Annotated in this window: 16 protein-coding genes; 6 read left to right on the plus strand and 10 right to left on the minus strand. The window is 65.9% G+C overall.

Features of this window, described 5'->3' with window-relative positions; translation table 11 throughout:
* Window positions 1-24: 24 nt before the first annotated feature.
* The 6 genes from kce to WBB07_RS22325 all read right to left on the minus strand — a co-directional run bounded on the left by kce (window position 25) and on the right by WBB07_RS22325 (window position 6,229).
* Window positions 25-957 (minus strand): 3,5-dioxohexanoate:acetyl-CoA acetone transferase, encoded by a 933-nt coding sequence (gene kce / locus WBB07_RS22300; protein WP_526310633.1) that lies wholly within the window; start codon window positions 955-957, stop codon window positions 25-27.
* A 34-nt stretch (window positions 958-991) separates the two neighbouring features.
* Entirely contained in the window at window positions 992-1,771 is a 780-nt protein-coding gene (locus WBB07_RS22305; protein ID WP_526310635.1) for an SDR family NAD(P)-dependent oxidoreductase, read from the minus strand.
* 99 nt (window positions 1,772-1,870) lie between these two features.
* A complete protein-coding gene (locus WBB07_RS22310; RefSeq protein ID WP_526310637.1) occupies window positions 1,871-2,941 on the minus strand; it encodes a LacI family DNA-binding transcriptional regulator in 1,071 nt (356 codons plus the stop codon).
* A 119-nt stretch (window positions 2,942-3,060) separates the two neighbouring features.
* Window positions 3,061-4,410: an MFS transporter gene (locus tag WBB07_RS22315; protein WP_526310639.1), complete on the minus strand. Its 1,350-nt coding sequence runs from the start codon at window positions 4,408-4,410 to the stop codon at window positions 3,061-3,063.
* Window positions 4,411-4,453: 43 nt separating this feature from the next.
* Window positions 4,454-5,392 carry an SMP-30/gluconolactonase/LRE family protein gene (locus WBB07_RS22320; protein ID WP_526310641.1) on the minus strand — a complete coding sequence of 313 codons (939 nt, stop codon included), beginning with the start codon at window positions 5,390-5,392 and terminating at the stop codon, window positions 4,454-4,456.
* Between the two features lie 258 nt (window positions 5,393-5,650).
* Entirely contained in the window at window positions 5,651-6,229 is a 579-nt protein-coding gene (locus WBB07_RS22325; RefSeq protein WP_526310643.1) for a TetR/AcrR family transcriptional regulator, read from the minus strand.
* A gap of 21 nt (window positions 6,230-6,250) precedes the next feature.
* Between WBB07_RS22325 and WBB07_RS22330 the strand changes: the two genes are divergently transcribed.
* The gene (locus WBB07_RS22330; protein ID WP_526310645.1) at window positions 6,251-6,601 is read left to right on the plus strand and encodes a hypothetical protein; all 351 of its coding nucleotides are present in this window, start codon (window positions 6,251-6,253) and stop codon (window positions 6,599-6,601) included.
* A gap of 35 nt (window positions 6,602-6,636) precedes the next feature.
* Window positions 6,637-7,098, plus strand: coding sequence for an SRPBCC family protein (locus tag WBB07_RS22335; protein ID WP_526310647.1), 462 nt, complete (start codon window positions 6,637-6,639; stop codon window positions 7,096-7,098).
* A gap of 6 nt (window positions 7,099-7,104) precedes the next feature.
* On the opposite strand, the gene WBB07_RS22340 is transcribed toward WBB07_RS22335, so the two are convergent.
* Window positions 7,105-8,052: a helix-turn-helix transcriptional regulator gene (locus WBB07_RS22340; protein WP_526310649.1), complete on the minus strand. Its 948-nt coding sequence runs from the start codon at window positions 8,050-8,052 to the stop codon at window positions 7,105-7,107.
* Window positions 8,053-8,115: 63 nt separating this feature from the next.
* Between WBB07_RS22340 and WBB07_RS22345 the strand changes: the two genes are divergently transcribed.
* Window positions 8,116-8,760, plus strand: a complete 645-nt coding sequence (locus WBB07_RS22345) for a TIGR03086 family metal-binding protein (protein WP_526310651.1) — start codon at window positions 8,116-8,118, stop codon at window positions 8,758-8,760.
* 10 nt (window positions 8,761-8,770) lie between these two features.
* On the opposite strand, the gene WBB07_RS22350 is transcribed toward WBB07_RS22345, so the two are convergent.
* Together WBB07_RS22350 and WBB07_RS22355 are read right to left on the minus strand one after the other, a co-directional pair.
* On the minus strand, window positions 8,771-9,235 hold the full coding sequence (locus WBB07_RS22350; protein WP_526310653.1) for a GNAT family N-acetyltransferase: 465 nt from the start codon (window positions 9,233-9,235) through the stop codon (window positions 8,771-8,773).
* Between the two features lie 63 nt (window positions 9,236-9,298).
* Entirely contained in the window at window positions 9,299-10,567 is a 1,269-nt protein-coding gene (locus WBB07_RS22355; RefSeq protein WP_526310655.1) for a benzoate/H(+) symporter BenE family transporter, read from the minus strand.
* On the opposite strand from WBB07_RS22355, the gene WBB07_RS22360 reads away from it, so the two are divergent.
* A complete protein-coding gene (locus WBB07_RS22360) occupies window positions 10,566-11,954 on the plus strand; it encodes an aminotransferase-like domain-containing protein (protein WP_526310657.1) in 1,389 nt (462 codons plus the stop codon). The genes WBB07_RS22355 and WBB07_RS22360 overlap by 2 nt on opposite strands.
* A 127-nt stretch (window positions 11,955-12,081) precedes the next feature.
* On the plus strand, window positions 12,082-12,246 hold the full coding sequence (locus tag WBB07_RS22365) for a hypothetical protein (protein WP_526310659.1): 165 nt from the start codon (window positions 12,082-12,084) through the stop codon (window positions 12,244-12,246).
* 21 nt (window positions 12,247-12,267) lie between these two features.
* On the opposite strand, the gene WBB07_RS22370 is transcribed toward WBB07_RS22365, so the two are convergent.
* Entirely contained in the window at window positions 12,268-12,654 is a 387-nt protein-coding gene (locus WBB07_RS22370) for a DUF5997 family protein (protein WP_526310661.1), read from the minus strand.
* Between the two features lie 28 nt (window positions 12,655-12,682).
* Between WBB07_RS22370 and WBB07_RS22375 the strand changes: the two genes are divergently transcribed.
* A partial coding sequence (locus WBB07_RS22375; protein ID WP_526310663.1) for a LysR family substrate-binding domain-containing protein occupies window positions 12,683-13,330 on the plus strand: 648 nt, incomplete at its 3' end.

A 13,330-nucleotide genomic window follows, 5' to 3' on the forward strand; every position in this document is an offset into this window, starting at 1 on the left:
GCTCTATGGGGGAACCGGCAGCTTCTAGAAACCGACCTTGTCGGCTCCCTTGAGGTTCAGCATTTCGCGTGCTTCGTCGGGAGTGGCGACCTGGAAGTTGAGCGCTTCCAGGATGGTGCGGATTCGGGTGACCTGTTCGGCATTGGAGGCCGCCAACTGTCCGGGGGCGATCCACAACGAATCCTCGAGGCCGACACGCACATGTGATCCCATCGCGGCGCCGATGGTCGCCAACGGCATCTGGTTCTTGCCGGCACCCAAGATCGACCACAGGTAATCCTCGCCGAGGAGCCGGTCGGCGGTGCGCCTCATGTGCATGAGGTCTTCGGGATGTCCGCCGATCCCACCGAGTAGCCCGAAGACGGACTGCACGAACAGCGGCCCGCGGGCCAGGCCGCGGTTGTGGAAGTGCGCGAGGTTGTTCAGGTGCGAGATGTCGTAGCACTCGAATTCGAAGCGGGTGTTGTTGGTGTTGCCGATTTCCAGGATGCGTTCGATATCGGCGAAGGTGTTCTTGAAGACGAGGTCACGTGACTTCTCCAGCGCTTCGCGCTCCCACTCGTGGTCAAAGGATTTGAAGCGCTCCAGCATCGGGTAGAGACCGAAGTTCATCGAGCCCATGTTCAACGAGGCGAGTTCCGGAGAGAACGTGGCGACCGGCCGCATCCGTTCATCGACGGTCATATGGGGTGAGCCGCCGGTGGTGATGTTGATGACGGCGTTGGTGTTGGCTTTGAGCTTCGACAGGATCGGTTCGAAGTCTTTGGGGTCCTGGGACGGTCGACCGTCGATGGGGCTGCGGGCGTGCATGTGGACGATGGCGGCGCCGGCCTGCGCTGCGCCGATGGCGGCGTCGGCGATCTCGACGGCGCTGACCGGCAGATGTGGAGACATGCTCGGGGTGTGGATGGCGCCGGTGACGGCGCTGGTGATGATGACTTTTCTCTTGACGGCCATGGGGCGCAGTTCCTTCTGGTGGTGGGGTGGGGGATCAGAAGAGTTTGTTGGTGTCGCCGTCGACTGCCATGGCCTGGCCGTTGACGTTGCGGGCCAACGCACTGGACAAGAAGACAGCCATATTGGCGATGTCCTCGGCGTCGACGAGCCGGCCCAGTGAGGACTGGCCGCGGTAGAGTGCAGCCACTTCGTCGACCGACCGGCCGAGCATGTCGGCCTTGGCTTCGATCACCGCGTCGATGCGGGGGCCGTTCACGGCGCCGGGGCAGATCGCGTTGACCCGGATACCGTCAGCGCCGAGTTCGATTGCGAGGGACTTCGTAAAGCCGATGACCGCCCATTTTGATGCCGAATAGGGTGTGCGGCCGGCCATTCCGAGCCGACCCGCTGCCGAGGACATGTTGATGATCGATGGGTCGGAGGATTGGCGCAGCAGGGGTAGTGCGTGTTTGACGCAGTAGAACTGGCCGTGAATGTTGACCTCGAAAGTGTTCTTCCACGCTGCGGTGTCGAGTTGGTCCACCGGGCCGGTCGGACCCGCGATACCGGCGTTGTTGACCAGGATGTCGAGACCGCCGAGGGTGTTGGAGACCGACGCCATGAGGGTGCGCACGTCGTCTTCGTTGGAGGCATCGCTGACCTCGGCGGCGAAACCGGACGCTCTGGCGGACTCGACCGCATCAGCTTGTACGTCGGTGACGAAGACGTCGGCACCGAGGTCTTTCATGGCGGTGGCGATGGCCAGGCCGATGCCCGATGCGCCGGCGGTGACCAGTACGCGTCGCTCGGTGAGATTGAGGCCGTTGGAACTCATCGTGAGGTCTCCTTTGGGATTCGGGGCGGTCAGTGGAGGCGCAGGGTGAACAGACGCACGGCCGGTGACCGTTCGTGGGGTTGTGCTGGTGCTGTCGGGTTAGTCGGGGGAGGCCTTGATCTGCTCTCCGGGAGTGCAGCCGCACGTCCGGCCGATGTGGAGACGGTGTTGGCAGATGATGTGGTGATAGGACGTGCGTGGCGCCGAGATCTGTTCGAGCAGAAGCTCGAAGGACCGTTCGGCCATTTCTTTCATTGGTTGCACCACGGTGGTCAGTGCGATCAGGGCCGAGCGGCTGTGTGGGAGACCGTCGCCACCCACCACTGCGAGGTCCTCGGGCACTCGCAGACCGGCCGAGACCGCGTATTCCATGATGCCGATCGCGATTTCGTCAGATCCGCAGACCACGACCTGAGGCGGTTTCGGCGATGCCAGCAGCGACTCGGCTGCTGCTCTCCCGCCGGCGCTGTCGAGATGGGTGCTGATCTTGCGTGGCCCGGTGATCTCGATGCCGGCGCTCCGGGCGGTCCTGACAAACGCGTTCTCCCGGCTCAGGGAGGCGGTGGAGAACCGGGGTCCGATCACTGTGGCAATCTCTGTATAGCCATGGGAAAGAACATGTTCCATCAATGTGCTTGCAGCCGCATCGTCGTCGATTCCGACGAAGTCGCACGGCTGGTGGTCGGTTCTACGCGACAGGCAGACGTACGGTATGCGTTTGTGTCGTAGGACGCGCAACGCACGTAGATCCTCACGCAAGGACGCGGCGATGACGACGCCGTCGACGTTGCGCGCCGCGACGGTGGCGGCCACCTGAGCGAGTGTCTCCGGATCGTCCTGCGTGGTGGCCACGAAGACGTCGAATCCCGCCTTGCGGGTAGCGGAGATGAGGTGTTGGGCCCACGTCCCGAACATCGGGTTGACGATGTTGGGAAGGATCAGGCCGACCACCCGAGTCAAGGTGGGGTCGCGCCGCGCTCCGGTGGCAGGCCGGTACCCGAGCTCAGCGGCGGTCGCGATGATGCGACGACGAGTCTCCGCAGACACCCCGCCTTGTCCGTTCATCACATAACTCACTGTCGCCGGCGATACACCGCAGGCGCGGGCGACAGCAGCGGCCGACACTCTTTTTGCCGCGGCAGCAGCATCGGTGCTGGTCGTGGTGTTCACCGTGCTCCCTTCCTGGCGTCAAGGTCGCCGAGCTGCCTTCTCGGCCGGTGGTGACCCCTATTTCACAGGTATTCACGAACGGTAAGCAACGTTAAGTGAAGACTCAACGCTGCTCACCGCTATTTGGTGACCGTCTCGGGGTCGGCGGCGGAGCGTGGCGGTGCCTGCGCAAACCTGTGGTCTTTGGTGAAGATCTGCAGCAGTGCCCCTACCAGCGCGCATCCCGCCAGAACCAGGAAGCAGACGATGTATCCGGCGACCTGGGTCCAGCCACCGCTCAGGGCGATCAGGCGGCCCATCAGCAGCGGCGCGATACCGCCACCGATGAACATGGCAGTCGTGATGACACCGTTGGCGGTAGAGACCGCGCCCAGCGGTGCCGCGTCAGAGGCGGCGGCGTAGTAAATCGGCCACACCGCGTTGGCGACCAGGCCGAATACCAGCTGGACGATCACGACCAGGAGCGACGACGTGGCGAAGTAGAAGCAGGCCACGCTGATCGCCAGCCACACCCCGCAGATGATGATGGTGGTGCGGCGGCCGATCACATCTGAGAGGGACGGCCACAGAACTTGGCCCACGATCCCGGTCAGCGCAAAAACGACACTGAGCCCCGCAGATTCGGCCAGTGAGAGACCAACGATGTTGTACAGGTATGGCGGTAGCACCACATTGACGCCCATGTAGACGATCTGGGTCAGCAGTACCGTCATCGCAGTCAGGGAGATGGTGCGGTTGCGGAAACAGGCGCCGATCGGTCCCGGTTCGCCCTCTTGGCGCACGTGCACCGGGTCGCGGTCCGGGGGTGTCAAATCTTGTGCGGTGATGGAGTCGTAGAGCACATCCATCTTGTCCTTCGTGGAGTAGCGACCCCAGAAGATCATCACCGGAACGGCAACCAGGAACGTCAGGAACAGGGTGTAGGACCAATTCGACGGACCAAAGACAGCGATCACCACCGCCGCGGTCAGCCCGCTCAGCAGCGAACCGACCGGATATCCGGTGTGATGGACGCCCAAGGCGAAGCCGCGACGTTCTTTGGGCCACCACTCCGCCGTATTGCTGATACCCACCGGCTCGCCCCATCCTGCGCCCAGGTTGACACCGATGCGCAGCGCGATGAAGGCGATGAGGTTCGAGCTGACGGCTTTGATGCCGGAGACCAAAGACAAAGCGGTGTAACCGATCACCAGCGGCACCTGGAAGCGGGCGCGCTTCCAGCCGCCGCCATACCTGTCGCTCAACGATGACCCCGGGATCGCCAGGATCGCCAGCGAGACCATGATCAGCGAAACGATCGCACCCCATTGGTCCGGGGTCAGGTCGAACGCTTCGGAGATCGTGGGCCCCAGACGCAGGATGATCTCGCGGTCATAGGCGTTGAGCACCCAGATCAGCCAGCACACGGCCAACGAGATCCAGGAGTATTTGTGTGTTTTGCGCAGCGAGCCGCGCCGAGACGTAGCCATGAGTGTCTTCCTCGGAAGTGGACGGGATTGTTGGGGGGTGTGGCTATCCGCCGAAGCGCGGCTCGGCGATACCCCGCACGCCGAGACCGCGTACCGCGAACAACGACCCACGCAGCTGCCCGTCGTCGGGGAATCGAGGCAGCGGCGGTTTTGCCATCGAGGTGGCGTACAGAATGTCGAGGTCCGGTCCACCGAAATTCACGCTGGTCACCTTGAGAACCGGGAAGTCGATGGTTCGGTCAACGCTGCCGTCCGGCGCGTAGCGAATGATCTTGCCGCCGTAGACAAGGGCTACCCACACATAGCCCTCCGCATCGACGGTGGCGCCGTCGGCAGCGCCGCCGAAGCTGGTGTCGACGAGGGCAAACCTACGGCGGTTTGTCGCTGCGCCGGTGTCGACGTTGTAGTCGTAGCACCAGATTTCGCCGGACCACGTATCAGTGAAGTACAACGTCGATCCGTCGGGGGAAAAGCATGGGCCGTTGGAGCAAACGATGCCCTCATCGAGTACGGCGAGGGTCCCGTCAGGGCTGTAGCTGTACAGCTTTCCCCGGGGTGCTTCTTCCAATGTGTCCATCGACCCGAAGATGAAACGGCCTGCCCTGTCGACTTTTCCGTCATTGAGACGGTTGTTGGGCAGGTCAGCTTCAAGCTCGACCAGCAACGTCAACTCGCCGGAGTCGAGCCGAAGCTCATACAGACCGTCCTGCAGTGCCACGATCGCACTCTCGCCGTCTCGCGTGAGGGCCATCGAGCCGATCTTCTGTTCGACCTCCCACGCTCGAATCTCGGAGCCCTGTGCAGTCGCGCTGAAAACCCGCCCGTCCATGCTGTCGACCCAGTAGAGCCGTTGCTGCTCCTGGTCCCACACCGGGCTCTCTCCCAGAGTGGTTTTCACATCAACGACCACGTCGATGTCGACGCCGTCGTTCCGGATGGTGATTTCTTGGGACTGGGCGGTGGCCGTCGTGGCGTCGCGCATGAAACTCCTTCTCTGGGCGGAACCAGCAGCGGCGTTTTATCAGCTCTGCCAAATCCGATGATCGCACCGTAGGAGCCAACCAAGACGTTAAGCAACGTTAAGTTGTGACCTGGGTCATCCTTGTTCTTCGGCTCATGTCCCATCACAAGATGTGTCGAAGGTCTGCTCTTCGGTCAGCTGGGTCCGGGGCGGGGCTGCCTGCCCCTCGCCGATCGAATTCGGTGTCCGACTCGGCTGTCGGTCGACGCATAATGCGTTTCACGCCAGCAGTTTACGGATGGCTTCGGCCAGATCGTCCTCCAGCCATGGTGGCAGTTCACGGTCGTGGGCATGTCGGCGCACCACCGCATACGGCAGGTCGACCACCGCCCGGGTGACGGCGTCCAGCGACCGTGGGTTGTCATCACCGCGCAGCGCCCGGGTCAGCTCCCGTAGCCGTGCGATCAGGGGTGCGTTCATCTGCGCCAGCCGCGCACCAAACGCCTCATCGGGTTCACCGTCGAGCAGGTCGCGGGGTCGGATTGTCAGTAGCAGCTGAGCGTCCTCGGGTAGCGTCCGCGCGAATCGGACCGCGGACACGCCCATCGCCACCGCGGCCGCCACAGGCGTCTCCCCGGAGGCCGCCAATGCCTCGGTCTGGAACCGCTGCAGCGCCCGCAGCCAGGCCGCGGTGACGATGCCGTTGCGGTTGCCGAACCGGTGATACAGCGTGCCTGCCGGGGCGCCGCTGGCCTTGGCGATGGCCGCGATACCGGCTGCCCGCGGGCCGTCGGCGAGTACCACTGTGCGCGTCGCGTCGAGGATCGCGTCGGTTTGATGCTTCCGTGGAGGTGCCACGATCTAGTACATTCCTTCTATATGAAACGATTGCCCTATATCGACGAGCATGCCATAGCTGTCGATGCCGACCGCGACGACACGTGGGCGGCGATCACGGCCCGTCTGGGCGGACCGCCCCTGGGCTTCCGCATCGACGAGGCGCGCGAGCCCGAACGGTTCGTGCTGGCCGGCCGCCACCCGTTTGCGATCTACGAGTGGGTCTTCGAATTGGATCGCCTCGACGCCGAGCACACCCGGGTGCGGTCGCAGACCTGGGCGGCCTTCCCGGGTCTGCGCGGCAGGATCTACCGTGCCCTGGTGATCGGCACCGGAATGCACAAGCTGGTGGTGCGCTGGACGCTGCACCGCATTGCCGGGGCGATCCGTTGATCTGGAACTGGGGCGCTACCGCGGAGGAGCGATCCGTGCCCCTGCCGTGTGACGCCATCGCGCCGCACGCCGCGGCCCGAGCGGACCGGGCCATCGGTATCGCGGCGTCGCCATCGGTCACCTTTGGTTGGTTGTGCCAATTGCGGGGGGCGCCCTACAGCTATGACCTGTTGGACAACTTCGGCCGCCGCAGTCCGCGATCTCGCGACCCGGAGTTGACAAAACTTGCTGCCGGACAGCGCTTCATGCACATCTTCGAGCTTGTCGACTTCGTTCCCGACGAGCACATCACCCTGCGGACCGGACGGGTCGCGGTCACCTATGCGGTGCGGCCGGTGGGCGCAGCGACCCGACTGCAGGTGCGGGTGCTGTTCGGTGGACCTCGTGCGTTCGGATGGGCGCTGGCCCTGGGTGATTCGGTGATGATGCGCAAACAACTGCTCACGCTGCGCGAGCTGGCCGAGGGGGAGACCGCGCGGCATCAACCGTCGGCGTAGTCGGGCTCAGCTGTACCGCGCGACCAGCGCGGCGCCGATGGTGGCCAGATGGTCACGAACGCCCTGCGGGCCGGTTATCTCGAGCCATTTGATGAGCCCGGCAAGTTCGGCTGCGAGGGCGTATTCGTTGTGGCCGCGGATCACGATCTCGATCCGGCCATCTGAAGTGGAACCGCCGACTTCGAGGCGGCCCCCGAGCATCGTCCGGAGCAGGCTGAGCCCGTCGGGAGTGCACACGGCCTGGATCTCGAGGGGGGTGCGCTTTCGGTCCACTTCGTCGGCGATCTCGCGCCAGCTCGCGGCAAGGTCGAATCCTGCGGGTCGGTGGACGGGGTCGTCGGTCAACTCGATCGACAAAACCCGGTCGATCCGGAAGGTCCGTCGACCGGCGTCGGTATGGGAGACCAGATACCACGTGTGACCCTTGGCGACGATGCCCAGTGGATGGACGGTCCGCTCGGTCTCGGAACCGGTGCGGTCGACGTAGTCGAGCCGTACCTGTACGCCGCGGATCACCGCCTCTTGTAGTTCGTCGAGAAGCCGGGGTGGCGGCGGCGCGAGGTGGCTCGATCCCCAGTGTTGTGGGTCTACGACGACTGAGGTCGCGGCTGCCTCGGCCTGCTCCCGGAAGGACTCGGGCAGCGCGCGGATGAGCTTGCGCAGAGCGGCTTTCACGGCCGGGGATGCCGTCGAAGCGGGTCCGGCCACCAGAAACAGGGCGCGAGCCTCGCGTGCGGTCAGACCCGAGAGGTCGGTGCGAGCGCCGCCCACGAGGCGCCAGCCGCCTCCTCGGCCCTGCATCGAGTACACGGGCACCCCGGCGACGCTCAACGCTTCGAGGTCGCGGCGGGCGGTGCGCTCGGACACCTCCAACTCCTGGGCGACCTCCGATGCCGTGACCTGTTCGCGTCGTTGCAGCAGAAGGAGGATGGCCACCAGCCGGTCAGCGCGCACCCCAGCAGATTTCCACATAAAACCGGTCACCAGATGACCGGTTTCAGTGGACACAATGATGCTATGACCACACCGACCAGTTCCGCCGCGGACCGCCCCAACGATCCCCGGCCCATTCTCGACCGTGCCATCGCCACCTGCGGGGTCGTCATTGCCGGTATCCAGCCAGAACAGCTCACCGATCCGACGCCATGCTCAGCGATGAACGTGCGAGCGCTTCTCGCTCATCTCGTCGGCGTGCTTGGCCGCGTTGCCGCGCTCGGCAACGGCGAAGATCCCTTCGCGGTCACCGAGACCCCGGTGACCGATGATCGCTGGCCCGATGCTTGGCGGGAGTCGGCGAGACGGGCGGCGGCCGCCTGGGGCGATGACGCTGTGCTCCAACGACCAATGGCGCTGCCGTGGATTCAGGGCAGCGGCGCCGAGGTGCTGGCGTCATACTTCTCCGAGCTGACCGTCCACACGTGGGATCTCGCGACGGCGACCAGTCAGCAGCCCGACTGGGACGACACGGTGATCGCTGCAGCGCTGCAGGCGGCACACCAGATCCTGCCGCCCGAGAACCGCCGAGCGCTTTACGAAGAGATCTCGGCCGCGATGGGCCTCGGCGAGGTCTCCGTCCCGTTCGCCGAGGCCGTCCCGATCCCCGACGACGCTCCCGCCATCGACCGCCTCGTAGCCTGGAACGGCCGGGATCCGCTTCGCTGACCCGGCTCGACTACGTCGTGGTCGGTTGGGCTTCGTAGGTGACCCAGCCCGTACGCGTAGCGAGGGTGTTGTACAGGGCTTGGGCGGTGTGGTTGTCCTCCGCGGTCACCCACTGGACCACGGCCCGACCCTCGGCGCCCGCCATCTCGGTGAGACGTCCGATGAGGGCGCGGCCGACGCCCCGGCCGCGGACCTCGGGGTCGGTGAACAGGTCATCCAGGAAGATGCCGGTGGTACCGGTGTACGGCGAGGAGAAGCGGCGGTGGTGTGCAAAACCCACCACAGCCCCGTCGGCTTCGGCCACCAGGGCTTTGCATTCGTGGCGGGGGTCCATGAGCCACCCCCAGGCGCGCGAGACAACCTCTTCGGACTCGGCCAGTTTGTAGAACGTGCGGTAGGCCCGGAAGAGGACGCGCCAGCGGGCCTCATCGGTGGCGGCGAGCGGACGGATGGTCGGGGCGGTGTGTGTTGTCATGGGGTTGCTCCTGTTGGGTTCGGATCTCGGTGGTTTCGGTATTTCACGGTGTGGCCCTTGGTGTTACGTCGTCAACGGAGCCTCCTTGGGGTCGTCGGAGCGGGTCCGGGCCCGCCGCGGAGCGAGGATCAGGTAGACCGCAGTGCCGGCGAGCAGGCCCCAGAACGCGGCGCCGACACTCAAGATCGCGACTCCCGACATGGTGACCGCGAGAGTTGTCAGGGCGGCCAGTCCCGCGCGACCGTCACCGCCGAGCGCGCCTTTGAGGGCGGTGAGCGCTGATCCGAGCAGCGCGACGGCGGCGAGCATCGTGACCGTCTCGGTCGGGATCGTGCGGAATGCGGCGACGAGCACACCTCCGAAGGAACCGACGAGCAGATAGGTGAAACCGCCTGCGAGGCCGGCGATGTAACGCCTGCCCAGGTCTGGGTGCGACTCCGGGCCGAGTGCGATCGCAGCGGTGATCGCGCCCAGGTTGATCCCGTGACAGCCGAAGGGCGCGAGGATTGTCGAGACCGTCGAGATGGAGCCCACCAGCAGGCGGTCGTTCGGTTCGTACCCTTGCGAGTGGAGCAGGGTCAGCCCGGGCGCGTTCTGGGAGGCCATCGTGACGATGAACAGCGGCAGCGCGATGCTGACAAGTGCGGCCGGAGTGAACACCGGCATCGTCAGGACCGGACCGCCGAGCGTCAGCGACGGTGTGAAGGCGTGGAACGACCCGGTCGCCCACGTCATCGCGAGGCCTGCGACCAGCGCCGCGAGCACGGCGTAGCGGTCGAAGAAGCGCTTGCCCAGGAAGAAGGCGATGGCGATGCTTCCGGCGATCAGCGGTGCGCTTGCGAACGCGCCTGCGGCGGACACGATGAACGGCAGCAGGATTCCCGCGAGGAGCGCCTGCAGGACCGGGCCGGGCACCCTGGCCAGCAGCCACCCGAACCATCCCGTGTACCCGACCACCGCAGCCGCGAGCGAGGCGACCAGGAAGGCGCCCACGGCCTCGGCGAAGGAGAATCCGCCGAGCGAGCCGATCAGCAGCGCCGCTCCGGGCGTCGACCACGCGACGATCACCGGGATGCGGGTGAACAGACTCAATGCGATGCTGCACACGCCGTTTCCGATCGACACCGCCCACACCCAGGATGCGGTCTGTGCCTCGTCCAGACCGGCTGCGCGGGTGGCTTCCAGCACGATCAGGAACGGCCCGGCAAAGTTGATGAGCGCCGACAGGAAGCCGGCGATGACGGCTGAGACCGACGCATCCCGCACCACAGCACGGCCGCCGGACAGTAACGGGCTTGCCGAAAACGCAGTAACGTTATCTACTAGCTTCATGTCCAACGGTAACAGGTCGTCAGCCATTGCGACGCAGCTGCACCAGTTGATCGCGACGACGCGCCCCGGCGAGAAGCTGCCCGGGGTGCGCGAACTGGCAGCGCAGTTCCACGCCAGCGCGGCCACCGTCTCGGCGGCGCTGGCGGAACTGAGTGCATCCGGGCTGGTGCGCGCCGAGCCTGGGCGGGGGACGTTCGTGGCGAGCCGGGAACAACTACCAGAACCGGATTTCTCCTGGCAGTCCCAGGCGCTCGGGCCCGCCAGAGTGGACGCCGACCGGGCCGCCCGCCTGGGCGCCTACGGCACCCCGGAGCACATCCCGCTCTCCTGGGGGTACCTCGCCCCGGAACTGCTGCCGAACGAGGAGCTACACCGCCTCGGCTCGCGTGCGGCCAAGAGCGGTCGTGCCTGGACCATGACACCGCCGGCGGGGTCCCCGGAACTGCGGCGGATCCTCGCCGCCGACTACCGCGCCGACCCGAACGACGTGCTCGTCGTATCCGGCGGGCAGCAGGGTCTCGTCTTCGCGATGCGCACCCTCGCCGAGCCGGGCTCGGCGGTCATCACCGAGAGTCCGAGCTATCCGGGGGCGATCCTCGCTGCGCAGAGCGCTGGGCTTCACCTGTCGTCAGTACCCGCCGACACCAACGGGATTCAGGTCGACCGGCTCGCCGACGAGCTCGAACGCACCCGGGCACGGGTGATCTATCTTCAGCCGAGCTACGCGAACCCGACCGGTGCGGTCCTGAGCGCGCAACGACGCAAGCAGGTACTCGAACTTGCTGCCCGACACGGTGCATTCATCATCGAGGACGACTGGGCCAGACACCTCGGCATCGACGGACCGGCCCCGGTCCCGCTGTCCGCGGAGGATCCACACGGGCACGTGGTGTCAGTCCTCACGCTCTCGAAACCGGCCTCACCGGGGCTCCGGCTCGGTGCGGTCATCGCCCGCGGTCCGGCAGGCGCCCGGTTCCGGGCATCGCGCACCGCTGACGACCTCTGCGTCGCGCCGATCGTGCAGGAGATCGCCCTGAGCCTGCTCACCTCGAACGTGTGGCCGCGGCACGTGAAACGACTCCGCAGCGAACTCGGTGCCCGGCGCGACGCGCTCGTCGCTGCGATTGGGGCCAGCCTCCCCGGTATTCGCATTCCGCAGATACCTCGAGGTGGCTTCCACCTGTGGGCGCGATTGCCGGAGGGCACGGATACCCGTGAGGTGTGCGCCGTCGCCTATGCGGCCGGGGTGCTCGTCGGCGACGGGCGGCATTTCTTTGTCGACGAGCCGCCCGCGCCGTTCCTGCGGTTCTCCTACGGGGCCGCGAGTATCGGCCAGATCGCCGAAGGCGTCCGGCGGCTTGCCGAACACGTCGATCTGAACGCGTGACGCCCAGGCTCTTTCAGCGCAGCGATATCCATGGGACAGTGGTCACCGCCGGACTTCCGTTGGTCAACTTGGCCAGTGATCAGGCGGCGCTCATCACCAACTCACCAACCGGCTGTGAACGGAAGCGATGTCGACAACCGCTGAGGTGATCGTCATCTCCGCCGTAGTCCTTGGCATCGTCGCCGCGATCTTCGGCCTGATCTACGTGTGGGAGACGTGGGTGAAGGGCACTCGACTGGAGCAGCGTGTCGATCGGTTCTTCGATCGGGTCAGCGAGATCTTTTACCGGTAGATCGTCAGCGGTAGCCAGTGGTCAGCTTCCGCGAGCCTTCTCCGCATGCAGCGATTTGATGCGCCGCTCCTCGCGCAGGACCGCCTGGTAGCTGTCGCGTTCGGCCGTCAGCCAGTCCGGCTTCTCCTCCAACAGCGCATCGATCTGCTCGGTGGTCAGCGCTTCGACGATGCCACCGCGGCCGAGGCCGGCGATCGAGACGCCCAGCTTGGCTGCCACGAGGTTCTTCGGGTGCGGGCCGTTCTTGCGGAGGTCCTTGAGCCACTGCGGGGGGTCGGCCTGCAGTGCGGCGAGTTCGTCGCGGGTGATCGAGTTCCCCTGGAACTCTGCAGGTGTCGCGGGCAAGTAGACGTCCAGCTTCTTCGCCGCCGTGGCGGGTTTCATGGACTGCGCGTTCGGCCTGCTCATGGGTAGAGCTTATCGGTAGCCTGATGCGGTGACTGCGCCCTCGTTCACCCTCGGTTACGTTCCCGGCGGGACGCCGGCGAAGTGGGCCCGGAACTGGGCAGAGCGCCATCCGCAGGTTCCGTTGCAGTTGTGTGCGGTCGCGGCGGCAGACGCGGCCGCGGCGGTGCGGGCCGGCACCGTCGACGCGGCACTGCTCCGGCTGCCGGCCGACACGTCAGGGCTGGCCGTCATCCCGCTCTACGAAGAAACCACGGTCGCCGTGGTGCCGACCGATCACCTCCTCAGTGCCGTCGATGACATCACCGCCGCGGACCTCGACGGTGAGCCGATGCTGGTCCCACTCGACGATGTCCTCGCCTGGGCGGACGCTCCCGGGACTCCCGTCGAGCACCGACCCGAGACCACCGCGGAGGCAATGGAACTCGTCGCTGCCGGGATGGGAGCGCTCATCGTTCCGCAGTCGTTGGCGCGGCTTTTCCACCGCAAGGATCTGACGTTTCGACCGATCACCGACGCGCCGACCTGCCCGGTGGCGCTTGCCATCCCGGACGGGCCGCAGCCGCCGCTGGTCGAGGAATTCATCGGGATCGTGCGGGGTCGCAAACCGGGTTCGTCGCGGGCGCAGGCCCAGCCGGCACCAAAACGCACCGCACGGGAGAAGACGCTGGCCAAACAG

It is taken from the genome of Mycobacterium sp. (assembly GCF_049647605.1).
Classification (GTDB): Bacteria; Actinomycetota; Actinomycetes; order Mycobacteriales; family Mycobacteriaceae; genus Mycobacterium.